At 38.4% G+C, this 23,006-nt stretch carries 32 protein-coding genes; 26 read left to right on the top strand and 6 right to left on the bottom strand.

All coding sequences use genetic code 11. The annotated features are described in order from the left end of the window. Window positions 1–95 precede the first annotated feature (95 nt). The 4 genes from IV81_RS00595 (at window position 96) to IV81_RS00580 (ending at window position 2,471) form a co-directional block, all read left to right on the top strand. Window positions 96–749, top strand: a complete 654-nt coding sequence (locus IV81_RS00595; protein ID WP_057801255.1) for an ABC transporter ATP-binding protein — start codon at window positions 96–98, stop codon at window positions 747–749. Then, on the top strand, window positions 746–1,501 hold the full coding sequence (locus IV81_RS00590) for an ABC transporter permease (protein ID WP_057801253.1): 756 nt from the start codon (window positions 746–748) through the stop codon (window positions 1,499–1,501). The genes IV81_RS00595 and IV81_RS00590 overlap by 4 nt, the downstream gene beginning before the upstream one ends. 115 nt (window positions 1,502–1,616) lie before the next feature. Next, window positions 1,617–1,982 carry a 50S ribosomal protein L19 gene (gene rplS / locus IV81_RS00585; protein WP_057801252.1) on the top strand — a complete coding sequence of 122 codons (366 nt, stop codon included), beginning with the start codon at window positions 1,617–1,619 and terminating at the stop codon, window positions 1,980–1,982. A 63-nt stretch (window positions 1,983–2,045) separates the two neighbouring features. Beyond that, window positions 2,046–2,471 (top strand): hypothetical protein, encoded by a 426-nt coding sequence (locus tag IV81_RS00580; RefSeq protein WP_057801251.1) that lies wholly within the window; start codon window positions 2,046–2,048, stop codon window positions 2,469–2,471. A 69-nt stretch (window positions 2,472–2,540) separates the two neighbouring features. Here IV81_RS00580 and IV81_RS00575 read toward each other — a convergent pair whose 3' ends face one another. The 3 genes from IV81_RS00575 to IV81_RS00565 form a co-directional block, all read right to left on the bottom strand. Beyond that, entirely contained in the window at window positions 2,541–2,861 is a 321-nt protein-coding gene (locus tag IV81_RS00575) for a heavy metal-binding domain-containing protein (RefSeq protein ID WP_057801250.1), read from the bottom strand. Window positions 2,862–2,909: 48 nt separating this feature from the next. Further along, complete coding sequence (locus IV81_RS00570; protein WP_057801249.1) at window positions 2,910–3,212, bottom strand: hypothetical protein; 303 nt, start codon at window positions 3,210–3,212, stop codon at window positions 2,910–2,912. A gap of 79 nt (window positions 3,213–3,291) precedes the next feature. Continuing rightward, on the bottom strand, window positions 3,292–3,627 hold the full coding sequence (locus tag IV81_RS00565; protein ID WP_057801247.1) for a DsrE family protein: 336 nt from the start codon (window positions 3,625–3,627) through the stop codon (window positions 3,292–3,294). Between the two features lie 359 nt (window positions 3,628–3,986). Between IV81_RS00565 and fabZ the strand changes: the two genes are divergently transcribed. The 13 genes from fabZ (at window position 3,987) to IV81_RS00500 (ending at window position 14,616) form a co-directional block, all read left to right on the top strand. Further along, on the top strand, window positions 3,987–4,469 hold the full coding sequence (fabZ, locus tag IV81_RS00560; protein WP_420848334.1) for a 3-hydroxyacyl-ACP dehydratase FabZ: 483 nt from the start codon (window positions 3,987–3,989) through the stop codon (window positions 4,467–4,469). Window positions 4,470–4,482: 13 nt separating this feature from the next. Further along, window positions 4,483–5,442: a beta-ketoacyl-ACP synthase III gene (locus tag IV81_RS00555; RefSeq protein ID WP_057801244.1), complete on the top strand. Its 960-nt coding sequence runs from the start codon at window positions 4,483–4,485 to the stop codon at window positions 5,440–5,442. 36 nt (window positions 5,443–5,478) lie between these two features. Beyond that, window positions 5,479–5,718: an acyl carrier protein gene (gene acpP, locus IV81_RS00550; RefSeq protein WP_057801243.1), complete on the top strand. Its 240-nt coding sequence runs from the start codon at window positions 5,479–5,481 to the stop codon at window positions 5,716–5,718. Window positions 5,719–5,739: 21 nt separating this feature from the next. Further along, window positions 5,740–6,669, top strand: coding sequence for an ACP S-malonyltransferase (locus IV81_RS00545; protein ID WP_057801242.1), 930 nt, complete (start codon window positions 5,740–5,742; stop codon window positions 6,667–6,669). Window positions 6,670–6,673: 4 nt separating this feature from the next. After that, on the top strand, window positions 6,674–7,402 hold the full coding sequence (fabG, locus tag IV81_RS00540) for a 3-oxoacyl-ACP reductase FabG (RefSeq protein WP_057801240.1): 729 nt from the start codon (window positions 6,674–6,676) through the stop codon (window positions 7,400–7,402). 15 nt (window positions 7,403–7,417) lie between these two features. Continuing rightward, window positions 7,418–8,656: a beta-ketoacyl-ACP synthase II gene (fabF, locus tag IV81_RS00535; RefSeq protein ID WP_057801239.1), complete on the top strand. Its 1,239-nt coding sequence runs from the start codon at window positions 7,418–7,420 to the stop codon at window positions 8,654–8,656. Further along, a complete protein-coding gene (locus tag IV81_RS00530; RefSeq protein WP_057801238.1) occupies window positions 8,649–9,083 on the top strand; it encodes an acetyl-CoA carboxylase biotin carboxyl carrier protein in 435 nt (144 codons plus the stop codon). The genes fabF and IV81_RS00530 overlap by 8 nt, the downstream gene beginning before the upstream one ends. Further along, window positions 9,083–9,496, top strand: a complete 414-nt coding sequence (locus IV81_RS00525) for a 3-hydroxyacyl-ACP dehydratase FabZ family protein (RefSeq protein ID WP_057801237.1) — start codon at window positions 9,083–9,085, stop codon at window positions 9,494–9,496. The genes IV81_RS00530 and IV81_RS00525 overlap by 1 nt, the downstream gene beginning before the upstream one ends. 11 nt (window positions 9,497–9,507) lie before the next feature. Continuing rightward, a complete protein-coding gene (locus IV81_RS00520) occupies window positions 9,508–10,875 on the top strand; it encodes an acetyl-CoA carboxylase biotin carboxylase subunit (RefSeq protein ID WP_057801236.1) in 1,368 nt (455 codons plus the stop codon). Continuing rightward, on the top strand, window positions 10,865–11,692 hold the full coding sequence (locus tag IV81_RS00515) for an acetyl-CoA carboxylase carboxyltransferase subunit beta (RefSeq protein ID WP_057801235.1): 828 nt from the start codon (window positions 10,865–10,867) through the stop codon (window positions 11,690–11,692). The genes IV81_RS00520 and IV81_RS00515 overlap by 11 nt, the downstream gene beginning before the upstream one ends. Window positions 11,693–11,702: 10 nt before the next feature. Then, entirely contained in the window at window positions 11,703–12,470 is a 768-nt protein-coding gene (gene accA, locus IV81_RS00510) for a carboxyltransferase subunit alpha (protein WP_057801233.1), read from the top strand. An 18-nt stretch (window positions 12,471–12,488) separates the two neighbouring features. Then, window positions 12,489–13,247, top strand: a complete 759-nt coding sequence (gene fabI, locus IV81_RS00505; RefSeq protein WP_057801356.1) for an enoyl-ACP reductase FabI — start codon at window positions 12,489–12,491, stop codon at window positions 13,245–13,247. 190 nt (window positions 13,248–13,437) lie between these two features. Next, window positions 13,438–14,616, top strand: coding sequence for a hydroxymethylglutaryl-CoA synthase (locus IV81_RS00500; RefSeq protein WP_057801232.1), 1,179 nt, complete (start codon window positions 13,438–13,440; stop codon window positions 14,614–14,616). Window positions 14,617–14,753: 137 nt separating this feature from the next. Here IV81_RS00500 and IV81_RS00495 read toward each other — a convergent pair whose 3' ends face one another. Continuing rightward, window positions 14,754–15,356 (bottom strand): hypothetical protein, encoded by a 603-nt coding sequence (locus IV81_RS00495; RefSeq protein ID WP_057801230.1) that lies wholly within the window; start codon window positions 15,354–15,356, stop codon window positions 14,754–14,756. A gap of 78 nt (window positions 15,357–15,434) precedes the next feature. Next, window positions 15,435–16,064: a transcriptional repressor LexA gene (lexA, locus tag IV81_RS00490; protein ID WP_057801227.1), complete on the bottom strand. Its 630-nt coding sequence runs from the start codon at window positions 16,062–16,064 to the stop codon at window positions 15,435–15,437. 134 nt (window positions 16,065–16,198) lie between these two features. Between lexA and IV81_RS00485 the strand changes: the two genes are divergently transcribed. Together IV81_RS00485 and IV81_RS00480 are read left to right on the top strand one after the other, a co-directional pair. Further along, window positions 16,199–16,447 carry a DUF896 domain-containing protein gene (locus IV81_RS00485; protein WP_057801225.1) on the top strand — a complete coding sequence of 83 codons (249 nt, stop codon included), beginning with the start codon at window positions 16,199–16,201 and terminating at the stop codon, window positions 16,445–16,447. A 69-nt stretch (window positions 16,448–16,516) separates the two neighbouring features. Next, window positions 16,517–16,744: a YneF family protein gene (locus tag IV81_RS00480; RefSeq protein ID WP_057801223.1), complete on the top strand. Its 228-nt coding sequence runs from the start codon at window positions 16,517–16,519 to the stop codon at window positions 16,742–16,744. A 30-nt stretch (window positions 16,745–16,774) separates the two neighbouring features. Here IV81_RS00480 and IV81_RS00475 read toward each other — a convergent pair whose 3' ends face one another. Further along, on the bottom strand, window positions 16,775–17,398 hold the full coding sequence (locus tag IV81_RS00475; RefSeq protein ID WP_057801221.1) for a lysophospholipid acyltransferase family protein: 624 nt from the start codon (window positions 17,396–17,398) through the stop codon (window positions 16,775–16,777). A gap of 74 nt (window positions 17,399–17,472) precedes the next feature. Here IV81_RS00475 and IV81_RS00470 point away from each other — a divergent pair, with 74 nt between their 5' ends. The 7 genes from IV81_RS00470 (at window position 17,473) to frr (ending at window position 22,941) form a co-directional block, all read left to right on the top strand. Next, complete coding sequence (locus IV81_RS00470; protein WP_057801219.1) at window positions 17,473–18,228, top strand: tRNA1(Val) (adenine(37)-N6)-methyltransferase; 756 nt, start codon at window positions 17,473–17,475, stop codon at window positions 18,226–18,228. Further along, window positions 18,209–18,502, top strand: coding sequence for a GIY-YIG nuclease family protein (locus tag IV81_RS00465; protein ID WP_057801216.1), 294 nt, complete (start codon window positions 18,209–18,211; stop codon window positions 18,500–18,502). Before IV81_RS00470 ends, IV81_RS00465 begins: the two co-directional genes overlap by 20 nt. 43 nt (window positions 18,503–18,545) lie before the next feature. After that, the gene (locus IV81_RS00460; RefSeq protein ID WP_057801214.1) at window positions 18,546–19,541 is read left to right on the top strand and encodes a D-2-hydroxyacid dehydrogenase; all 996 of its coding nucleotides are present in this window, start codon (window positions 18,546–18,548) and stop codon (window positions 19,539–19,541) included. A gap of 154 nt (window positions 19,542–19,695) precedes the next feature. Then, window positions 19,696–20,481 (top strand): 30S ribosomal protein S2, encoded by a 786-nt coding sequence (rpsB, locus tag IV81_RS00455; RefSeq protein ID WP_057801212.1) that lies wholly within the window; start codon window positions 19,696–19,698, stop codon window positions 20,479–20,481. A 113-nt stretch (window positions 20,482–20,594) separates the two neighbouring features. Further along, window positions 20,595–21,473, top strand: a complete 879-nt coding sequence (gene tsf / locus IV81_RS00450) for a translation elongation factor Ts (protein ID WP_057801210.1) — start codon at window positions 20,595–20,597, stop codon at window positions 21,471–21,473. Between the two features lie 183 nt (window positions 21,474–21,656). Further along, a complete protein-coding gene (pyrH, locus tag IV81_RS00445) occupies window positions 21,657–22,379 on the top strand; it encodes a UMP kinase (RefSeq protein WP_057801208.1) in 723 nt (240 codons plus the stop codon). Window position 22,380: 1 nt separating this feature from the next. Next, complete coding sequence (frr, locus tag IV81_RS00440) at window positions 22,381–22,941, top strand: ribosome recycling factor (protein WP_057801206.1); 561 nt, start codon at window positions 22,381–22,383, stop codon at window positions 22,939–22,941. Window positions 22,942–23,006: the final 65 nt, after the last annotated feature.

Here is a 23,006-nt window from a genome sequence, read left to right as displayed (position 1 = left end):
AGTTTGCTGTATAAGCAAGATTAACCAATCTAATTGTTATGAAAATTTTGAAATATAGTTTATAATTGTTCTAAATTGTTCGAGAGGTAATTAGGATGGCAAATATTTTTACTGTTTCAAAATTAGGCTATCAAATTGATGGCATCGAGATCTTAAAGAACATTGATTTTACAATCGAAGAAGGCGAATACGTGACCATTAGTGGTCCATCGGGTTCTGGGAAAAGTACGTTTTTACGATTGTTAGCTACATTGCTTACTCCAACAAGCGGTGAAATAATTTTCGAAGGAAAACAACAAAATGACATTCCAAAGGAAACTTATCGTCGAGAAGTATCGTATTGTTTTCAACAGCCAAGTTTATTTGGAACTACCGTGCAAGATAATCTAGCATTTCCATTTGAAATTCGAAATCAGAATTTTGATGAGCAAAAAGCAGAGCTAGCACTCGAGTCGGTAGATTTAAAAAGTACGTTTTTACATAAAAATATTACGGAACTATCGGGTGGCGAAAAGCAACGAGTGGCATTAATTCGAAATTTACTCTTTACTCCGCGAGTTCTGCTTCTAGATGAAGTTACTACGGGGCTTGATGCGGATACGAAAGAAATCGTTCATAAATTGATTGAAAATCTAAACCAAAAGAAAGATGTCACCATTTTGGCGATTACACATGACGAATCTGAAATTAGTCTAGCACATCGATTGGTGACAATTAAAGATGGCAGAATGGCAGGTGTGACTCAATGAATTTGATTGTAAGTCCAACGGCATTGATGTTTGCAATTGTTTTAGTGGTAATTGCTTTAGCAATTAATTTAAAAGAAAAAATTGGATTAGAAAAGGATATGTTGGTCGGCGTACTTCGGGCAGTTGTTCAACTAACAATTGTCGGATATGTTTTAACTTATATTATTAAAGTTGACCAAGTATGGCTAACGCTGCTAATGGTTTTAATTATTATTTTCAATGCTGCCTCCAACGCCAAGAAACGTGCCGAGGGAATTCCGTTTGCATTTTGGATCAGTCTGTTGGCAATTGGAGTTGCCACCATTACGACAATTTTGCTGTTAATTTTGGCTCACGCAATTAAGTTTACGCCAAGTCAAATTGTTCCAATTTCAGGGATGATCGCCAGCAATGCCATGGTCGCGATCGGACTTTGCTACAGGAGCATGAACGGCAGCTTTCGAGATCAGCGTCAGGGTGTTTTGGAACGTTTAGCATTGGGTGCAAATTTAAAACAGGCTTCTAAGGCAATTGTTCAAAATTCCATTAAAACAGGAATGGCACCGACGATTGACTCGGCTAAAACGGTCGGTCTCGTTAGTTTGCCGGGAATGATGTCAGGACTGATTTTTGCAGGAGTTGACCCAACGAAGGCCATTTTGTACCAAATAATGGTAACGTTCATGTTAATGGCGGCGACCAGTATTGGTAGTGTTATCGCCTGTTATCTAGCATATCCACGTTTCTATAATGCTGATATGCAATTAAAATAATTTTGCACTATATTGGGGAATATGATACGATATTAGTTGGTTTAAAACCGACAATTAACAATGTTCCGCTGGCTCCGGGTGAGTTAATGAAGATTGGCGAAGGGAAGATTTATCAATGAATTTATTAATTGACAAGATTACAAAGGATCAACTACGTGACGATATTCCAGAATTCCGTGCTGGTGATACAGTTCGAGTTCATGCAAAGGTTGTTGAAGGTTCAAACGAACGTATTCAGCTTTTCGAAGGCGTAGTTATCAAACGTCATGGTAGTGGAATCAGCGCTACTTATACAGTTCGTAAGATCAGTAACGGTGTTGGTGTGGAACGTACATTCCCATTACATTCACCACGTGTTGCTAAAATCGAAGTTGTACGTCATGGTCGTGTCCGTCGTGCTAAGCTATACTACTTACGTGCATTGCATGGTAAGGCAGCTCGTATCAAGGAAGATCGTCGTAAAGCTTTCGCTAAAAAGTAAATTACGAGAAAAAAGTCGACTGGGGTCGGCTTTTTTTGTTAACTAATGATCGGAGAAATGGAAATGAGTCCACAGTTTGAATTGCAGCAGTTAATTTTGGAAGTGGAAAGTTTTTCGAAAAAAGATAGAGAATGTGCTCAACGACCAGCAGATTCCGATTTGAATGATCAACTACAATATGACTTATTTAAAGTCTTAAGCCTGCTGGACTTATGTACGGAATTAGTGGTTGACTCTCACCTTGGAAATATCGAAGAAAATCAACGTTTAAAAGCGTTCCAATTTGCACTTAATCGTTCTAAAAAAAGTGTAATAATAACGGTCAGCAATAGTGCTAACCTTCGTTGGAAAAAACTCCATGCTAATTCAAAGTCTAAGAAGACTACGTTTAATTACTACAATAGATATCTAAGTGAGCAAGAAATTAAGATGACGTTGGATAATGCTTTAAAAATCATTGAAAAACTCTTTTCACAAATAGAAAAATAGAAAACTAGAATTAAAAATAAGGAGTCGCAGCAAAATTTGTCGCGGCCCCTTATTTAGTTCGGAGATTATTTATTTGAATTTAACAGCAGTGCCATACGCAGCGACAGACTGCATATCTGATCCGATTGAACCTGAGTCAAAGCGCATCATTACAACGGCGTCTGCTCCCATTTCTTGGGCATTCTGACGTAGACGATCAACAGAAATGTCACGGGCTTCGTTTAGCATGGCGGTGTAGTCCTTAATTTCACCACCAACAATGTTTTTTAATCCAGCGCCAATGTTGCGAACAACATTTTTTGATTGTGTGGTTAGTCCGAAAACCTCTCCAATTACTGTATATTCTTGTCCTGGGATTTTTTCGGTAGTTGTAACTAAAATATCTGCCATAGTAAAGACTTCCTTTCATTTTTATGGATTTGGTTAATAACAATAATACTAGCCACCGAAAATAATGGTATTACGACCAGTAATATTTAAAAAATACATAAACAATATTAACGCATTGATGACCATTGATCCGGCAATAATTCCGTAACGAAATGTGAAATTAACGTAACCGGCTCGGAAAAAGCTTAGTCGATGTGGCCCCTTGTAGCCAAATGTAAATATTAGAAGTAAAAGTGTTATTAAGGCCTGAACCACAATTCCCATCGTGAACATTGCTGGGGTTGGTGTTTGAGCTTGAAGCAAGTAAAAACCAACCGCAACTAAATCAGCAATAACTGCCATAAAAGGCATTTAAATCCCCCCAATCAGTTTGATTAAGCATATTATTCTCCATTTTGGAGTGAATAACAAGTTAAAGAAGTTTTAAACTTCATGGGCGGAGATAATGGTATCCTTCGGCTTGCTTTTGAACTATTTCAACGACCCCGGATGGAACAATTACGGCTTCATCAATTAACTGCAATGGATCGATGGCTCGCTGTTCTAACGAATTATTACATGCCACAAGGTGATTGTGAGGTTGAATTACTTTTTTAATCTCAGAGATTTGTTCGGACGTCTTTTGTAAGTCGCTGACAGCATCGCCATTCGCCAAAATTTCAATAATGTTATGAGAGTCGTCCGTATAAAATTCGTTTAGGTGTTTTAAATTACTGAGCACCATGGGCCATTTCTCACGTTCATCAATATGAATAATAATTTTCATTAAAATAATCCCTCCTTATTTATTGTGATTTCAAGGATATTATATCGTAATTTAACGTATTCATATACTATAGCAAGTTACACAACCCTCGTTTTTGTATTCGATTTGAGCTTTAGATAATAAAAAAGAACCAAAGGTCACTTAAAGCGCGCTATAACAGCGATTCTAGTATACGGGGTGAACTAATATGGTTTAAAAGTTAAACTAGGTTTTTCGGACTTTGAAAGGGCTTTATATCGTATTATGACGGTATTTATTGGCAAATTAGTTAATGGTGCTATCCAATTTTCAATGTGGTTTTTGATTGCGAAAAATAAGTGTTCGGCATATTCTTTTAATTATTCCAAAAAGCTTTGGATATGGATTACGCTAACCAAGGAGGAAATAAAGATTTGAGTATTTTAAATACAACGGAGATTATGGAATTAATTCCAAATCGTTACCCGATTTTATTTATGGACTATGTTGATGAATTGGAACCGGGTGAATCAATCGTTGCAACTAAAAACGTTACGATTAATGAAGAATTTTTCCAGGGACACTTTCCAGGAAATCCTGTAATGCCTGGTGTGCTGATTATTGAATCTTTGGCACAGGCTGCATCAATTTTAATTTTAAAGTCCGAAGAATTTGCCGGTAAAACTGCTTATCTCGGTGCAATTAACAATGCTAAGTTTAGACAAATCGTCCGCCCGGGCGACGTACTAAAACTACATGTTGAAATGATCAAGAAAAAGAAAAACATGGGTGTCGTTGATACATTCGCCATGGTTGGTGATAAAAAGGTTTGCCAGGCGCAACTAACATTTATCGTTGGAGCAACCGACAAGAAAGATAAATAGTTGGTGAAAAAGCATGGGATTAAAAATAATTGATTCAGCGTTATCAACGCCGCAAAAAATTGTTACAAATGACGATTTGAGTCAAATTCTAGATACGTCAGACGAATGGATTTCTAAGCGAACTGGAATTAAGCAACGTTACCAAGTTGTCGAGGAGACGACGGCCTCAATGGCGACAGACGTTGCTAAAAAGCTTTTAGACAAATCCAAAGTAGCGGCTAGTGAAATTTCGTTAATTATTGTTGCGACGATGTCTCCAGACTTTATGACGCCTTCTGTGGCGGCGACGGTTCAAGGAAATATTAATGCTACAAACGCCATGGCTTTTGACGTTAACGCTGCTTGTAGCGGTTTTGTCTACGGAATGAGTGTCGTTAATGGAATGCTAAAAACGGGGAACTTTGAAAAAGTTTTATTAATTGGCTCGGAATCATTGACACGCTTGGTCGATTGGACTGATCGCGGGACGGCAGTATTGTTTGGCGATTCAGCTGCAGGAGTTTTAATTGAAAATGATGCTACGGATCAATCGTATCTTATTAATGAAAAGTTAGATACAATTGGCGAGATGGGTAAGTATTTGACGGCTGGTAATGTGGCTGCGCTCAACGATAAAGAACAATCATTTTTCTTTCAAATGAATGGTCGAAAGGTTTACGAATTTGCGACTAAGCGGGTTCCTGAATCGATTATGACTGTACTTGACGAAGCCCAAATTGACCCAGATGATGTTAAATATTTTATTTTACATCAAGCAAATGAACGGATCATTAAGAGCGTTGCCAAAAAATTGGACTTACCTATGGAAAAGTTTCCGGTTAACATCAGTCGGTTTGGAAACACGGCTGCGGCAAGCGAGCCCGTACTGTTGGCAGAAATGATGGCAGACGGTAAAATAAATCACGGAGATATTATTGTCTTCAGTGGGTTCGGCGGTGGATTAACCGTTGGAACAAATGTTATAAAATATTAAAAATAAATAAATTTAAAATTTTCGGAGGAAAACATAATGACTAAAGAAGAAGTATTCACAAAGGTACAAGAAGTAATCGCTGACCAATTGGAAAAGGACGCTGACAAAATTACAATGGAAACAAGTTTTTCAGATGATTTGGAAGCAGATAGCTTAGATATTTTTGAAGTTGTTGATAAATTGGAAGACGAGTTCGATATTGACATCGATACAGACGAAAACATGGACACTGTTGGAAAACTTGTTGACTACGTTAGTGCAAACATCGATAAGTAATTAATCCTAAAGGAGCGACAAATGGTAAGGGCGGCTTATTTATTTAGTGGACAAGGTCAGCAATTTGAAGGAATGGGAATGGATCTCTATGAATCGGAACCGGCATATCGTACTTTAGTCGATGATGCCAGCAAGATTTTGAACCAGGACTTTTCTAAACAAGAAGTGATTGGTAATCCTGATAATCTACAATTATCAATTGTAATATTAAGTTTGGGAGTGGAAAGAATTCTTCGAAATGAGAAGATAACTCCTTACGAATTTTTAGGATTAAGTTTGGGTGAGTATTCGGCACTAATTGCAGCTGGAAGTTTTTCGATGCAAGATGGCTTAAAGGTCGTGGCCGATCGTGGTCAATATATGGCCGAGGCCGGTCAAAAGCATCCAGGACAAATGGTGGCAGTACTAAATGCTACGCAGGACGTGATGGAGCAGGCGATGGTGGCCGCTCGCAAGTTGGGAGAGGTGTACCCAGCAAATTATAATACTCCAAAGCAAACCGTTTTTGGCGGTAATGCTAGTGGGATTGCCGAATTCATTCGATTATTAAAAGCTGCTGGTGTTAAACGGGTGGTGCCACTTAAAATGTCGGTTGCATCGCATACACCGTTTATGAAGTCGGCAAGCGTGCAACTCGCTCAACGCTTAAGAGATGTTAAGGTCAATCAGCCGAATGTTACGGTAATTAGCAACACAATTAAAAGTGAATTTACCGCTGAAAACATTAAGCAGACTTTGGTCGATCAGTTAGTTAATCCGACTCATTTTACAGATTGCTTGGCTATGGTTGAGAATTCCCCAATCGATTGTTTGGTTGAAATTGGGCCAGGCAAGGCGCTCAGTGGGTTTGCCAAAAAAACATTAAAAAATAAAGATTTACCAATTTTCAACGTTTATGACGTTGAAACGCTCCAAAAATTACGAAATTATCTTTTAGATCAGGAGGGTTAAACAGGTGATTATTAAAGATACAGTTTCAGTTGTAACTGGTGGAACTCAAGGAATCGGATTGGCAATTGCTATTGGTTTAGCAAAGAAGGGTTCAAAAGTTTTTATCACTGCTCGCCATGATATTTCAGATGATGCAGTAAAAGAACAAATTCAAGGACTAGACATTAATTTCAAGAGCTTAGACATTCGAGATGATGAAAAAGTTGGTAAAATGTTGAGTGAAATTAAGGATGAATATGGTCGTTTAGATATTATTGTTAATAATGCCGGAATTACGCGGGATAAATTGTTAAGTCGAATGTCTGTAGAAGACTTTGAAGACGTGGTCGCAACCAATCTCGTTGGAACATTTTCAATGACAAAGTATGCCATGAAGATTATGCAAAAACAACGTTCAGGAAATATTGTTAATATTTCAAGCATTTCAGGAACACACGGGAATGTGGGACAAGCTAATTATTCAGCAAGTAAGGCTGGGATTGTCGGGTTGACCAAAACAACCGCCAGAGAAGGTCTTTTGCGAAATATTAGATGTAATGCAATTGCGCCGGGGATGATTGAAACGGCAATGACGGCAAAACTAAGTGACAAGGTTCGCGAAAAAACCGAGGAAATGATTCCTATGCACCGTTTTGGACGCCCAGAAGAAATTTCATCGGCCGTTAACTTTTTACTTGAGAATGACTACATAACTGGTCAAGTTCTAACCGTTGATGGTGGAATGACCCTTTAAGTTTGGGAGGAAAAAATGAGTAGAAGAGTAGTAGTTACAGGAATGGGAGCATTAACTCCTCTTGGAAATGATCGGGACGCCTTCATCAAGGGACTTAACAATTCTGAAGTTGGAATTGATAAGATTACGCATTTTGATTCAGAACCAACGGGAATTACGGTTGCCGGTGAAGTGAAAGACTTTGACCCAACAAAACGAATCGAACGAAAAATTGCCAAACGGATGGATCCGTTTTCACAGTATGCTTTATACACTGCTATTGAAGCGATGGAACAGGCAAACTTTAAAGATGAAGATTTAGATCCATATCAAGTTGGAGTGATTTATGGTTCGGGAATTGGTGGTTTAACAACCATCCAAGACCAAGTAATTAAAATGAATAACAAAGGGCCTCGACGTGTATCACCTTTATTCGTCACTAATTCAATTACAAATATGGCCGCTGGAAATATTTCAATGTATTTTAATGCTAAGAATACCAGCCAAGCGATTGTTACGGCTTGTGCTAGTGCCAATAATGCAATTGGAAATGCATTCCATCATATTAAAAATGGATATGCGGACGTCATGATCACCGGTGGAACCGAAGCTTCAATTAATGAAATTGGAATTGCTGGATTTGCTGCTTTAACAGCCTTATCTTCCTCTGAAGATCGTTTGCGTGCTTCAATCCCATTTGATAAAGACCGTAATGGTTTTGTAATGGGTGAAGGTGCCGCAACATTAATTTTAGAAGAATATGAGCATGCTAAAGCTCGTGGCGCAAATATCATTGCTGAAGTTATTGGGTACGGAATGACTAGTGATGCATTCCATATGACACAGCCTGATCCAGAGGGTCAAGGTGCTATTCGTGCAATGCAAATGGCAATGAACGAAGGCGAAATTAATGCTCAAGATATTGATTACATTAATGCTCATGGTACTAGCACGCATGCTAATGATAGTGCAGAGTCCAAGGCAATTGAGAGTATTTTCAAAGATAATGATCACTATAAAGTAAGTAGTACGAAATCAATGACTGGTCATTTGCTTGGAGCTGCAGGAGCAATCGAAGCTGTTGCAACTATCGCTGCGCTTCAAAATAATCTTATGCCAGTGAATGTTGGTCTACAAACTAAAGACCCTGAAGTTAATATTCCATTGGTTACAGAAGACAATCGCCGTGCTACAGTAAATTACGCTTTGAGTAATTCATTTGGGTTTGGTGGACACAACGCCGTAATCGCATTCCGAGGTGAAGATATTGACTGAAAATGAGTTAGACAAATTATTAACCAAGTTAGATGAATCTTCTTTCACTTCGTTCGAGATGACCGATGGTGATTTCAGCTTAAAAATCACAAAAGATTCTTCACAAGCTGTTGTACAACCACTTCCAGCAGCAAATGCACCAATGGATGTGGAGAGTGCACCAGAAAAAGATGATAATTTAGAAGAAATCAAGGCTCCGTTCGTGGGTGTTGTTTACTTTGCTCCTTCTGAGGACGAGAAACCTTACATCGAAGTTGGTGGTCATGTCTCTAAGGGTGACACAGTTAGTTTAATTGAAGCAATGAAGATGTTTAATGAAGTTCACTCGCCTGTTAGTGGTGAAATTGTTGATATTTTAGTTGAAAATGGATCAATGGTTGAATATGATCAACCAATTGCCCGTATTCGCAAAACTGGAGAGAATTAATGAAGATTAATGTTCAAGACATCATTCCGCAGCGTCCGCCTTTTCAAATGATTGATCACTTGATTGATCTAGAAGAAGGAAAAAAAGCGGTAGCTGAGAAAAAAGTGACCATTAACGAATGGTTCTTTAGTAACGACAATGAGCTCTTTATGCCGGAACCTCTTTTGATTGAGGCTCTAGCACAGACGGGAGCTTGTGCACTTTTATCGAGCCCCGAGTTTATTGGTAAGAATGCTTTTTTTGGCGGAATTAGGCAAGCTGAATTTTCAAATCGGGTTATTCCCGGCAATCAACTGACCTTAACGGTTGAGTTGATAAAAATGAAAAGACAAATTGGAACAGGCCATGGTGTGATTATTAACGAAAATAATCAAATTATTTGTGAAGCTGATTTAACGTTCATTGTGGGCTAGGAGGGCAATTTATGTTTCAAAAAGTTTTAGTTGCCAATCGTGGTGAGATTGCGGTTCAAATAATTCGCTCTCTGCATGAAATGGATATCGCTGCGGTTAGCGTGTATTCGACGGCTGATGAAGACAGTTTATTCGTCAAGTTGGCAGATGAAGCCGTCTGTATTGGTGGACCTCAGCCTGCAGAATCATATCTGAATATGTTTAATATTATTAGCGCGGCTAATTTAACGGGATGTGATGCAATTCATCCGGGATATGGTTTTTTGTCGGAAAATGCTGAATTTGCCCGATTATGCGAAGAAAGTAATCTAGTATTTATTGGACCGGACTATCGGACAATTGAATTGATGGGAAATAAATCACGGGCCCGTGAAACCATGATCAGCGCTAACGTGCCGGTTATTCCTGGAAGTAATGGAATGGTTCGTGATTTAGAAAATGCGATGGTTGTGGCAGACCAAATTGGTTATCCCGTAATGCTTAAAGCAGCAGACGGTGGCGGCGGTAAAGGAATTCGGCGTATTAATACACCTGCTGATTTAAAACGAGCGTACCTGGAAGCGAAGCGTGAAGCCCAAACTTCATTTGGTAATTCGGATTTATACATTGAAAAAATAATCGAGAATGCTAAACATATTGAGATGCAATTAATTGCTGATCAATTTGGTCACTATGTGTTTTTGCCTGAACGGGATTGCTCTTTACAACGTAACAATCAAAAAGTGATTGAAGAGACGCCGTGTGCGACAATTTCGCACTCCGAACGCGAAGGTTTGGGAGATATTGTTGTTCGAGCTGCACGAGCAATTAATTACTACAATACTGGCACGATTGAGTTTTTAATGGATCAAGACCATAATTTTTATTTCATGGAAATGAATACTCGTTTACAAGTTGAGCATACCGTGACTGAAGAAGTTACTGGGATTGAACTTATCAAAGAGCAAGTTAAAATTGCTCAGGGATTAAAACTTGATTTTAATCAAGCAGACGTTCAGATTTTGGGACATGCGATTGAGTGTCGAATTAATGCTGAAGACCCAAGCAACGGCTTCATGCCGTCTGCAGGTAAGATCAAAAAATTATTTTTCCCGGATGGTACAATGGGTGTTCGAATTGATTCAGGGATTACGCAAGATAGCATGATTCCACCATTCTACGATTCGATGATTGCTAAATTCATCGTTAAAATGCCTACAAGGGTTGAAGCAACGCGCAAAATGCGCCGAGTTTTAGATGAATTTGAAATCGAGGGAGTTACCTCTAATAAAAAGTTTTTAGAGGCATTACTGGTTGATAAAGGGTTTGAACAAGGCCTCTTTTCAACAAAATATATTGAAAATGTCTTTTTGAAGGAGTGGTTAAATTATGCAAAATAAATTTTCACTTCCGACTCAAGATGAAATAGTTAAACGTTTGAAGAAGATTCCTGAGGGTTTATGGCGGGAATGTCCTAACTGTCACGAAAAGTTTTATTATCGGCGAGCAGGCGTTTATGAAGTATGTCCTAACTGTGGATATGGGGCACGGCTAGGCTCTCGAAAACGAATCAAATTATTTTGTGATGCTTTTGAGGAGTGGGACAAAGCGTTGGCCACCGATGTGCATCATCTCGATGAGAACTACAAGAAGAAATTAGCTGCCGGGATTAAAAATACTCATGTTAATGAGAGTGTGCTAACGGGAAAAGCTCGAATCGGTAACTATGATTTCGCGGTCGGTGTCATGGATTCTCGTTTTATAATGGGAAGTTTGGGACAGGTCACCGGTCAAAAACTGGCTCACCTTTTTCAGGAAGCTACGAAACAGCATCTTCCTGTGATTTTGTTCACAGCCTCTGGTGGAGCACGAATGCAAGATGGAATTCATTCTCTAATGCAAATGGCAAAAGTTTCCGATGAGGTTGCTCGTCATAGTGAAGAAGGTTTGTTGTATATTTCAATCTTGACTGATCCAACCACAGGTGGCGTGACGGCTAGTTTTGCGATGCAGGGGGATATCATTCTTTCTGAACCCAAAACATTAATTGGCTTTGCCGGACGGCGAGTGATTGAACAAACAATTAATCAAAAGCCACCAAAGGATTTTCAACAAGCCGAAACACTATTAAAAAACGGATTCTTGGATGATATCGTTGAGCGAAAAGACCTAAAGGCTTATTTAAATAACCTTCTAGATCTTCATTCGGATAAGTAAAGAGGTAAAAATGACAAAAACAGCGTATGAAACGGTGGTTGCAGCTAGAAGTAAGGATAAAGTTGCAACCGCTGATTTAATTAACAATATTTTTTCAAATTTTACTGAATTTCATGGTGATCGCCAATTAAATGATGATCCATCAATTGTTGGGGGAATTGCGAAGCTAAACGGAACGCCTGTAACGGTCATTGGTACCCAAAAGGGAAAAAACACTGCTGAGAATATCGAAAGACATTTCGGAATGGTTGAACCGGAAGGGTATCGAAAAGCGATCCGCTTGATGAAGCAGGCCGAAAAGTTTAAGCGACCAGTAATCACGTTTGTGAATACTTCAGGCGCATATCCTGGAATGGATGCGGAATATCATGGGCAAGGTTCAGCGATTGCAAACAGTTTGTTAGTTGGCATGGAATTAAAGGTGCCATACATTTCAGTAATTGTTGGTGAAGCCGGTAGTGGTGGTGCGTTGGCACTTGCCACAGGAGATACCGTTTGGATGATGGAGAATAGTATCTATTCGGTCCTTTCGCCTGAAGGCTATGCTTCAATCGTCTGGAAAGACTCTAAACGTGTAATGGAAGCGGCGGAAGATCTAAAATTGACGCCTCAAATTTTACTTGAAGAAGGAATTATCGACAAGATTGTTCCAGAGGTAGTCGATCAGAGTAGCACGCAAAACTTAAAAAACATGCTTATCGCAGAAGTTGAACGACTACAGAGATTCTCGGCGGATGAGTTAGTTGAAAAACGACATGAACGTTTCAGTAAATTCTAAAAAGAGGGGTAAATGAAGTTGGACGGAATACTTAGTGGAAAAACCATTATAATCATGGGTGTGGCAAATAAAAATAGTATCGCTTGGGGCTGTACGCAAGCAATTCTTGATCAAGGCGCGAAGGTCATTTTAACTTATCAAAATGACCGAATTAAAAAAAGTTTAGATCGTTTGGTTGATGACTCAATTGCGCTAGTTGAATGTGATGTTTCTGAAGACGAAAATATCGAAAAGGCCTTTAGCCAAATTGAAGAACAATATGGTAAAGTTGATGGAATTGTACACGCAATTGCCTTTGCAGATAAGGAAACCCTTGAAGGTGGCGTGTTAAACACAAAGAAAGATGGATATAATTTAGCTCAAGATGTTAGCGCATATTCATTTATCGCAGTGTCCCGCTACGGAGCGCAAATTATGAATGAGACTGGAAGCATTGTGACTCTGACATACTTTGGTTCAACCCGTGCCATTCCTAACTACAATATGATGGGAATTGCTAAGGCGGCTCTTGAATCAAGTGTTCGTTACCTTGCTAGCGATTTAGGTGAACGTCATATTCGCGTTAATGCAATCTCTGCTGGAGCGATTAAAACGCTTGCTGTAACTGGTATCAAACATCATCGTGATCTTCTAAAGGAATCGCAAAGTAGAACCGTTGATGGTGAAAATGTTAAGACAAGTGAAGTTGGTAATGTTGCTGCCTTCTTAGTTAGCGATTTAGCTAGTGGTGTAACCGGTGATATTATCTACGTGGATAAAGGGGTCCATCTAATTTAAATTGAAATAAAAAGCCTATTGTGGTTGGAAATATACTGGGAAGTTGAGGTAAAGAAATAACTTTCAGGGTATAAATCGTTACAATAAGGCTCTTTTTATTTGGTTAAGATGTAGTTCAATTTTTGATAAAAGAATTTAAATTTGATAATATTAACGGGTTAAATAAGCGAGTAAAAGCGGAGGGTTTATTTTGAAAATTGGAATTGATAAGTTAAGTTTTTTTACCAGTGATTTATATTTACCGATGGCGGATCTGGCTAATGCTCGAAATGAGGACCCAAATAAATATTTAATCGGAATTGGACAGTCTAAACAGGCCGTTATTCGTAATTCGCAGGACACGGTTACTCTAGCAGCTAATGCGGCAATGAAAATCGTCGATGACGAAGAACGCGCTAAAATCGATTTAGTTCTTTTTGGTACGGAATCAGGTGTTGATAATTCGAAATCCGCGGCGATTTATCTGCAATCTCTTTTAAAAATTAATTCCGCGGCAAGTGGCGTGGAGCTAAAGCAGGCGTGTTTTGGTTTGACGGCAGGGATCCAACTGGCGATGGGTTACATCGCTTTACATCCAGATCGTCGGGTTTTACTTGTCGGTTCAGACATCGCACGTTATGGAATTAACACCCTGGGCGAAAAGACTCAGGGTGGCGGCGCTGTTGCGATGATTATGAGTGCTAATCCGCGTATTCTTGAAATTGGAACACAAAGTACACATCTCACACGCGATATTATGGATTTTTGGCGTCCATTAAACCGAGATGAAGCACTAGTTGATGGGCAATATTCTTCAGAAGAATTTATTCAATTTTTTAAAGAAACGTTTAACCTGTATTTGGAAAGCCAAGATGAAACAATTAATGATTTCGACGCACTAATTTTTCACTTGCCGTACACTAAAATGGGGTTGAAGGCTTTAAGAGCGGTTTTAGAAAATGTTGACAATTTATCAGTTAAGGAACGATTACTGGATAAATTTGAAGACAGTCGACGGCTAAACCGGGAAGTTGGTAATTTGTATACGGGATCACTTTATTTAAGCTTAATATCGCTATTAACGGCGGGAACCTTAAAAGATGGAGCAAATATTGGTCTTTTTAGTTATGGATCAGGTGCTGAGGGAGAATTCTTTACGGGTAAAGTGGTAGCAGGTTATGAAAAAATGATTAATAAAAATTCTGTCAAATTTTTAGAGAATCGACAAGCTGTCTCTGTTTCTGAGTATGAAAGAATTTATCGCAGTTTCTTAAAACCACAAACCGACGATGCAAAAACAGATTTTAAAAATGATCCAGCGCCTTTCGTTTTCAAAGGACAGGAAAATCAAAAAAGAATCTATGATCAAAATAATGAAAATAGAAATTAAGTTTTCGTCGTACTATATAACTCGATCATTTTCTTGATTGGAATTTTGAGCAATTTTTAAATGAAATCATCTTTAAAAAAAACGGCCATGACAAAATTTTACATTGTCATGGCTGTTTTTTTGTAGTTCGTTATTTTTTAAGAGAACATGTTATAAGTTGTTTTACCATCTTTAATGATCAACATTGCCTTATTAGTCTGATCCGGTTGATCTAGTTCTAGGGCGTATCCGGAACCGAGATCTTTCTTCAAGGTTTTAGAAACTTCAACAAATTTGTCTTCAATATCATTAAAATTACTATTCTCAACTTGATCTGGGTTAGAAATCAATTGCTTAAAAACTTTTTTTGTATCTTTATCAGTTGGACTGACATGATAGGTTTTGGTATCCGCATCATACGTTAAGGTTCCAAAAGTTTTGAAAGATTTGGCGAGATTTTTCTTAACGTCCAAAGCTTTTTGGGCCTGAGAAGAAGAAGACTTGCTGGCCCTACTAATGTCTTCTAATTTATTGTCTCGAAGACTTGCAGATTTTTTAGTAGAAAGTGATGTATTAGCCACCGATTGATTGTTTTCATGAGCAGTTTTAATGACGCTTTGGGCTGAAATGAAAACAAAAATAAGCGGTACGATAACCAGCAGAAGGCCCCAAATTATCGAGCCTCGATTCCTAATTGCTGAGAAGAGTTGAAAAATACCTAAAATTAATGTGATTGAAGCTAAAATTAAAACGTATAGCATGGACTTCCTCCGAAATGATTTATTACCTTAACATAGTATGCGTTGAAAGTGATTATAAATCAATAGGTAGTCCATCTTTTAGTAAATTTCATCACGGAAAAGGCCAACAACTTTGCCTAATATGGTCACGTTATCCAAAATGATGGGATCCATCGTGTCATTTTCAGGCTGAAGTCGGATATAACCATCTTCTTTGAAGAACCGTTTGCAGGTTGCTTCGTTTTCTTCGGTCATTGCGATGACAATTTCACCATTATCGGCACTAGTTTGCTTACGGACGATAACCTGATCGCCAGATAAAATACCGGCATTGATCATGCTTTCGCCACGAATTGTGAGCATAAATAAATTGCTACTCTCATTTTCGTATTCAGGTGGAACTGGGAAAAAATCGGTCGCTTCTTCAACGGCTAAGATCGGTTCGCCAGCCGTAACGACCCCCAATAATGGAATTTTTGGATTGTCATCTTTGACGCCGAGCGCCTCACGCCCTAATTGAGTAATTTCAAGTGCTCGTGGCTTAGTGGGGTCCTTTTCAAGAAAACCATTTTTCTGTAAACGATCAATGTGGCCGTGGACCGTCGAAGTCGAAGATAAACCGATTGCACTTCCGATTTCGCGTACGGTTGGCGGATAACCTTGAGCGTTAACTGTTTTGTATATATATGCTAAAACGCTAAGCTGCTTTGTGCTAATATTTTTTGCCATTTTTTCACCCCATAAATATTTATTTTTATTCTAGCATAATGGGGGGCTTTTCTCAAACAAACGTTCGCCTTTAAAATTGAAATTAATACCGTTACATAGTATTATAGAGGATAGATAACAAGGGGGTATTTACAATGGCCGATGCCGAGATGCAAAAATTAATTAAGCGGATTAACGAATTAGCAAAAAAGGCAAAAGAAGAAGGTCTTTCAGATTTAGAAATCATTGAAAGAAAAGATCTCCGTCAAAAGTATTTGAAAAAATTTAGAGCAAGTTTCAAAAGCCAAGTTGAGATGATGCAAATCTTTGATAAAGATGGTAAGGAAGTTACTCCGGAAAAGGTTAAAGAAGTTCAACGGAAAAAGGGCTTACGTGACGATTAAATCAGTCTTTCGTTTTCCTCCATTTTTGTGTAGAATGGACAAGTAAGCTGTTTTTGAGGAGGATTGTACATGTCAACTGGAATTTGGATTATGATTGTAATTATCGCCGCGCTTCTTGGTGCAGTTGGTGGGTTCTTCTTTGCTCGTCGTTATATGGAGAATTATTTGAAAAATAACCCACCCATTAACGAAGATATGCTCAGAACGATGATGCTTCAGATGGGACAAAAGCCATCACAAAAGAAGCTCCATCAAATGATGAATGCAATGCAAAATCAATCAAAGAATCAAAAATAAAAAAACGTCCGTTAAATTACGGACGTTTTTTTATTTTTTAGAAACATCAATGTATTTAAATTCAGGATTAATTTCGTTATCTAAATTAGAAAAAGCTGCGTTTAATGTTTGTTCAAGATTTGCTAAATTTTGGTCGTTTAATTTGAGTTTCCGGTCTACTTTAATTGGTTCACCAAAATTAATGTGGATTTTTTTTCGGCTAAAAAGAGCCTTGAAGGATAGGGGTCCTTGATAAACCGCTGGAATAATCGGAACATTGGCTAATTTGGCAATTACAAAGGCGCCGTTTTTTAGTTCCTGAGAGTGACGCGTTCCCGAAGGAAAAATGATTGTCGATAGCTCACCCTGCTTTAAAATTTTAACAGGTGTTTTAATTGCAGATGGTCCGGGATTTTCGCGGTCAACTGGAAATGCATTTAGTTTGGTGATCAACCATTTGAAAAAACGATTTTTAAAGAGCTCTTTTTTAGCCATAAATGAAAAACGTTTTGGGTAGGCTGCTAACGCATATAAAACTGGATCAAGCCACGTCCGGTGGGGTGCAACCAAAACGTAAGATCCGGCGGGTAATCGCTGTTGATTGTGAACGTCTGGTTTTCCATTGATTAAAAATAAAATTCCAGAAACGAGATGTTTAATAAATGTATAGAACATGAGACAACCTGTGCTTTCATAAATTTACTATTTCAAGTATATTATGAAGAATAACGAATTAAAAGGAGTTTTAAATGCAAGTTAAGTTAAATAGTGATGAACGAATTGATCAATTGTATCGAGATGACATTCAAATCATCCAAAGTTCATCAGTTTTTTCATTTTCTTTGGATGCGGTTCTGCTAGCCAATTTTGCGGATGTGAAACAAAAGTCTAAAACTAAAATTATTGATTTATGTGCGGGAAACGGTGCGGTTGGTTTGTTTTTATCTAAAAAAACGGATGGAGATGTGACAATGGTGGAGATTCAGTCACGATTGTCTGACATGGCACGCCGAAGCATCGAGATTAATAATTTGTCTGATCGATACCATGTTTTAAATATTCCACTAAAGGATTCGTTAGAATATATCAATGCGGATAGCGTTGATAACATCGTGTGCAATCCGCCTTACTTTGAAAATTTGCCAAATAGCAAGAAAAATCCTAACGAATATTTGGCACTTGCCCGCCATGAAATAACTACCACCTTAGATGAAATTTTATTTACTAGTCAAAAACTATTGAAAATGAATGGTAAATTATTCATGGTCCACCGACCGGATCGACTCCCGGAAATTCTGGCCACCATGACAGCGAATCGGTTAGCCCCTAAACGAATTCAGTTCGCCTATTCGCATCCAAACGATCAAGCTAACATGGTTTTAATCGAAGCGATAAAAGATGGTAGGCCGAATGGAACCAAAATTTTACCTCCAATCATAATTTATGACGGAAAAAACTACTCAAAAACAATTAAGGAACTTTTATATGGAAATTCCACTGACTAACGGCTTTTATTTTTACGTATTACTCTGCGCGGATCAAACATTATATGGTGGTTATACAATTAATTTGATCAATCGGGTTGTTAAACATAATCTTGGTCAGGGAGCAAAGTACACTAAAGTAAAAAAGAGAAGGCCGGTTAAGTTAATTTATTTTGAAAGCTTTGATAATCAACACGACGCAATGAGCGCGGAATATCATTTTAAAAAGCAAACGCGTATAGATAAATTAAATTATTTGAAAAATAATGGCGTATTATTACCCGCTTTATATTAAAAGATGATACATTAATAGCAATTAAAAGAAGGGAGCACATCTAATGAAAATTATTGCGTATGGTATTCGAGACGATGAAGAACCTTATTTAGACGAATGGGTTGAAAAAAATAATGTTGAAGTTACGGCAGTCAGCGAACTGCTTGATTCAACGACGATTGATCAGGCCGAAGGGTTCGATGGAATTGTCGCTTATCAACAAAAGCCTTATACATCCGACTTGTTTGAAAAAATGAATAAATTTGGAATTCATTCATTTTCACTTCGAAATGTCGGTGTCGACAACGTTCCAGCGGAAGCTGTAATCCAAAATAAAATTAAAATTTCAAATGTTCCAGCGTATTCACCAAGTGCAATTGCTGAACTTTCAGTGACACAATTGCTGGCATTACTTCGTAAAATTCCTGAATTTGAGTATAAAATGAACCACGGTGATTTTCGGTGGGAACCAGATATTGGTCTTGAATTAAACCAAATGACCATTGGAGTAATTGGAACGGGTCGCATCGGCCGCGCCGCAATTGATATTTTTCAAGGCTTTGGAGCCAAGATAGTGGCGTACGATGTTTTTAGAAATCCAGAATTGGAAAAAGCTGGTTTATACGTTGATACTCTTGAAGAATTATATCAAAAGGTTGATGTTGTCACCCTTCATGTGCCTGCTTTAAAGGATAACTACCACATGTTGGACGAAAAGGCCTTTAATCAAATGAAAGACGGGGTATTTATTCTAAATTACGCCCGTGGGACATTGATCGATACACAGGCCCTTTTAAACGCATTGGATTCAGGAAAAGTTGCTGGAGCTGCATTAGACACTTATGAAAATGAAGTGGGTATCTTTGATGTTGATCATAAGGATCAGCCAATTCAAGATCCGGTCTTTAATAATTTGTTTGCGCGTCGGAATGTCATGATCACACCGCATTCAGCGTTTTACACCCGTCCAGCGGTTAAGAATATGGTTCAAATTGCCTTGGATAATAATAAAGCTTTAATCGAAAAGGGTTCTTCAGCAAACGAAGTTGAACTCGCCTAAGTTTTACCTTGAAATAAAATAATCATTAGGGTAAAATTATATTCGGCCTGTGGGTCAAAAAACACACTTGATTGGAAGTTGAGGGAGTGCTCAAAGCATTTTGGGTCCTGAAACCGCTGAAAATCAAGGAGGAAAAAACTAGGAGGAAAATAACATGTCTGTTATTTCTATGAAACAATTGCTTGAAGCCGGTGTACATTTTGGACACCAAACACGTCGCTGGAACCCTAAAATGAAGCCATTCATCTTTACGGAACGTAATGGTATTTACATCATTGATTTACAAAAAACTGTTAAATTAATTGATAATGCATACAACTTTGTAAAAGATGTTGCTGCAAATGACGGGGTTGTTCTTTTCGTTGGTACAAAGAAACAAGCACAAACTGCAATCGAAGAAGAAGCAAAACGTGCTGGACAATACTTTGTTAACCATCGTTGGTTAGGTGGAACACTTACCAACTGGAACACAATTCAAAAACGTATCAAGCGCTTAAAAGACTTGAAGAAGATGGAAGAAGACGGCACATTTGACCGTTTACCTAAGAAAGAAGTTGCTCTTTTAAATAAACAAAAAGACAAACTTGAAAAATTCTTGGGTGGTATTGAAGATATGCCACACACTCCAGATGTATTATTTGTTGTTGATCCTCGCAAGGAACAAATTGCGATTAAGGAAGCTCAAAAGTTGAATATTCCAGTCGTAGCTATGGTCGACACAAATTCTGATCCTGATCAAGTTGATGTTATTATTCCATCAAATGATGATGCTATTCGTGCCGTTCGTTTAATCACTGCTAAGATGGCTGACGCAGTTATCGAAGGTCGTCAAGGTGAAGACGATGAAGATGCTTCACAAGAAGTTGTTGCTGAAGGTGTAAGCAAAGATTCTCTTGAAGACTTAAAGAAGTCTGTTGAAGAAGGAAGCAACGAAGAATAATTATCACTTAGGCTGTCGCGATTTGAGACCTTTTAGGCCTGAGATTATGCGCGGCCTTTTTTTACGGATTCACATTTAAATTGTTATTATATAAGCTAAGGAGGCCATAAAAAATGGCAAGTATTTCAGCTAAACTAGTAAAAGAACTACGTGACAAAATCGGTGTCGGTATGATGGACGCCAAAAAAGCCCTCGTTGCTACAGAAGGCGATATGGAAAAGGCAATTGATTTTCTTCGTGAAAAAGGTATTGCCAAAGCTGCAAAGAAGAGCGACCGTGTTGCTGCTGAAGGTCTTGCAGACGTTGAAGTTCATGACAACACTGCTGCAATCGTTGAAGTTAACTCTGAAACTGACTTTGTTGCTTCAAACGATCGTTTCATCGATTTAGTTAAGGAAATTGCTTCACAAGTTGCACTTGAAAAACCTGCAGACGTTGAAGCTGCTTTGAAATTGAAATCACCAAAGGGAACTTTGAATGATGATATTATTGAAGCTACTCAAGTTATCGGTGAAAAGATTTCTCTTCGTCGTTTTGCAACTTTAGATAAGGGCGATAACGAACATTTTGGTTCATACCTTCACATGGGTGGTAAAATTGCCGCGCTTGTTTTAATTGAAGGTGCAGATGAAGAAACTGCTAAAGACGTTGCTATGCACGTTGCTGCTATCAATCCTAAGTACGTTAACCGTGATGAAGTTCCATCAGATGTACTTGATCACGAACGCGAAGTTCTTACTAAAGAAGCTGAAGGAGAAGGAAAGCCAGCTAATATCATCGATAAGATGGTTACTGGTCGTCTCAACAAGTTCTTGGCTGAAGTTAGCTTAGATGACCAAGAATTTGTTAAAGATCCTGACCAAACAGTTGCTAAGTATGTTGCTTCTAAGGGCGGAAAAGTTAAATCATTCATCCGTTACGAAGTTGGCGAAGGTATCGAAAAGCAAACTGTTGACTTTGCTGAAGAAGTTCGTAAGGAAATGGGTCAATAGAATAAAATTCAACGTTTGGCTAAATGCTCAATTACGATTGAATTGAAACTAAAAAAAGCGAATTAATTCTGAGTTAAACTCAATTAATTCGCTTTTTTGTAGGAATTCACACGGAATGGAAGTGTGGTTTGTACGGATTTATGATAAAATTACTGATGGAAAATAAACATAGGAGGCCGTAATATGTCTGAGGTTAAATATAAGCGAGTAATCATGAAACTGAGTGGAGAAGCTCTTGCTGGGGATAAAGGAACTGGGATTAATCCACCAGTTATTCAAAAAGTAGCTGAAGAACTTCGTGACGTGCATGACCTAGGAGTACAAATTGCAATTGTGGTTGGCGGTGGAAACATGTGGCGTGGTGAAACTGGAGAACAATTAGGCATGGAGCGGGTTCAAGCCGACTACATTGGAATGTTAGGAACCGTGATGAATGCGTTAGCGCTACAAGATAGTTTGGAGTCTCTGGGAGTTCCAACCCGCGTACAAACATCAATTGAGATGCGGCAAATTGCTGAACCATATATTCGGCGTAAAGCTGTTCGGCATCTTGAAAAAAATCGGGTGGTAATTTTTGCTGCCGGGACTGGTAGTCCGTACTTCTCTACCGATACAACTGCTGCTTTAAGAGCAGCTGAAATTGGCGCTGAAGCAATTTTAATGGCTAAAAATGGGGTTGATGGAATTTATTCGGCTGATCCAAATAAAGATCAAAATGCCGTGAAATTTGATCGATTAACACACATGGACATCATTGACAAGGGATTGAATGTGATGGATACAACTGCCAGTTCCTTATCAATGGAAAATAATATTCCATTAGTTGTCTTTAATTTAAATCAATCTGGAAATATCAAACGAGTTGTTGCCGGTGAAAACATCGGAACAACAGTAAGGGGAGAGTAAATTGGCAAAAAACGAAACAATTACAAAAGCTGAAGAAAAAATGAAAAAAGCGCATCAAGCATTAGAACGTGATTTAGGTTCTATTCGTGCAGGACGTGCAAACGCATCTTTATTGGACAAAGTTTCCGTTGATTACTATGGCGCACCAACTCCGCTCAATCAGATGGCATCAATCAGTATTCCAGAACCACGTGTTTTATTGGTTACACCCTACGACAAGAGCGTGTTAAATGATATCGAGCAAGCTATTTTGGTCTCAGATTTAGGGATTAATCCAGCTAACGATGGTACTGCAATTCGCTTAGTAATTCCACAGCTTACTGAAGAAACGCGGAAAGATTTAGCTAAAAGCGTTAAAGCTGAGGGTGAAAAGGCCAAAGTTGCCGTTCGAAATGTTCGTCGGGACGCGATGGACACCCTTAAAAAAGGAAACAAAAATGGCGATTATAACGATGATGAATTTCACGATTTAGAAAAGCAAACTCAGACAATTACGGACCAAGCAATTAAAGTGGTTGACGAAATCGTTGCCAACAAAGAAAAAGAAGTTCTTGAAGGCTAAAACAGTATTATTTAATTTTTAGAGTTAAAACGTACCGGGATGGTTGTTTTAGCTCTTTTATTTTC

Source organism: Pediococcus stilesii (genome assembly GCF_001437075.1).
Taxonomy (GTDB): Bacteria; Bacillota; Bacilli; order Lactobacillales; family Lactobacillaceae; genus Pediococcus; species Pediococcus stilesii.
Note: the sequence above shows the minus strand (reverse complement) of the source record. Positions and strands in the feature narration are given on the sequence as shown.

Coding starts and splice junctions, on each gene's coding strand:
- IV81_RS00595 (WP_057801255.1), top strand. CDS start 96: ATGGCAAATATTTTTACTGTTTCAAAATTAGGCTATCAAATTGATGGC.
- IV81_RS00590 (WP_057801253.1), top strand. CDS start 746: ATGAATTTGATTGTAAGTCCAACGGCATTGATGTTTGCAATTGTTTTA.
- rplS (WP_057801252.1), top strand. CDS start 1,617: ATGAATTTATTAATTGACAAGATTACAAAGGATCAACTACGTGACGAT.
- IV81_RS00580 (WP_057801251.1), top strand. CDS start 2,046: ATGAGTCCACAGTTTGAATTGCAGCAGTTAATTTTGGAAGTGGAAAGT.
- IV81_RS00575 (WP_057801250.1), bottom strand. CDS start 2,861: ATGGCAGATATTTTAGTTACAACTACCGAAAAAATCCCAGGACAAGAA.
- IV81_RS00570 (WP_057801249.1), bottom strand. CDS start 3,212: ATGCCTTTTATGGCAGTTATTGCTGATTTAGTTGCGGTTGGTTTTTAC.
- IV81_RS00565 (WP_057801247.1), bottom strand. CDS start 3,627: ATGAAAATTATTATTCATATTGATGAACGTGAGAAATGGCCCATGGTG.
- fabZ (WP_420848334.1), top strand. CDS start 3,987: ATGGATTACGCTAACCAAGGAGGAAATAAAGATTTGAGTATTTTAAAT.
- IV81_RS00555 (WP_057801244.1), top strand. CDS start 4,483: ATGGGATTAAAAATAATTGATTCAGCGTTATCAACGCCGCAAAAAATT.
- acpP (WP_057801243.1), top strand. CDS start 5,479: ATGACTAAAGAAGAAGTATTCACAAAGGTACAAGAAGTAATCGCTGAC.
- IV81_RS00545 (WP_057801242.1), top strand. CDS start 5,740: ATGGTAAGGGCGGCTTATTTATTTAGTGGACAAGGTCAGCAATTTGAA.
- fabF (WP_057801239.1), top strand. CDS start 7,418: ATGAGTAGAAGAGTAGTAGTTACAGGAATGGGAGCATTAACTCCTCTT.
- IV81_RS00525 (WP_057801237.1), top strand. CDS start 9,083: ATGAAGATTAATGTTCAAGACATCATTCCGCAGCGTCCGCCTTTTCAA.
- IV81_RS00520 (WP_057801236.1), top strand. CDS start 9,508: ATGTTTCAAAAAGTTTTAGTTGCCAATCGTGGTGAGATTGCGGTTCAA.
- IV81_RS00515 (WP_057801235.1), top strand. CDS start 10,865: ATGCAAAATAAATTTTCACTTCCGACTCAAGATGAAATAGTTAAACGT.
- accA (WP_057801233.1), top strand. CDS start 11,703: ATGACAAAAACAGCGTATGAAACGGTGGTTGCAGCTAGAAGTAAGGAT.
- IV81_RS00495 (WP_057801230.1), bottom strand. CDS start 15,356: ATGCTATACGTTTTAATTTTAGCTTCAATCACATTAATTTTAGGTATT.
- lexA (WP_057801227.1), bottom strand. CDS start 16,064: ATGGCAAAAAATATTAGCACAAAGCAGCTTAGCGTTTTAGCATATATA.
- IV81_RS00485 (WP_057801225.1), top strand. CDS start 16,199: ATGGCCGATGCCGAGATGCAAAAATTAATTAAGCGGATTAACGAATTA.
- IV81_RS00480 (WP_057801223.1), top strand. CDS start 16,517: ATGTCAACTGGAATTTGGATTATGATTGTAATTATCGCCGCGCTTCTT.
- IV81_RS00475 (WP_057801221.1), bottom strand. CDS start 17,398: ATGTTCTATACATTTATTAAACATCTCGTTTCTGGAATTTTATTTTTA.
- IV81_RS00470 (WP_057801219.1), top strand. CDS start 17,473: ATGCAAGTTAAGTTAAATAGTGATGAACGAATTGATCAATTGTATCGA.
- IV81_RS00465 (WP_057801216.1), top strand. CDS start 18,209: ATGGAAATTCCACTGACTAACGGCTTTTATTTTTACGTATTACTCTGC.
- IV81_RS00460 (WP_057801214.1), top strand. CDS start 18,546: ATGAAAATTATTGCGTATGGTATTCGAGACGATGAAGAACCTTATTTA.
- rpsB (WP_057801212.1), top strand. CDS start 19,696: ATGTCTGTTATTTCTATGAAACAATTGCTTGAAGCCGGTGTACATTTT.
- tsf (WP_057801210.1), top strand. CDS start 20,595: ATGGCAAGTATTTCAGCTAAACTAGTAAAAGAACTACGTGACAAAATC.
- pyrH (WP_057801208.1), top strand. CDS start 21,657: ATGTCTGAGGTTAAATATAAGCGAGTAATCATGAAACTGAGTGGAGAA.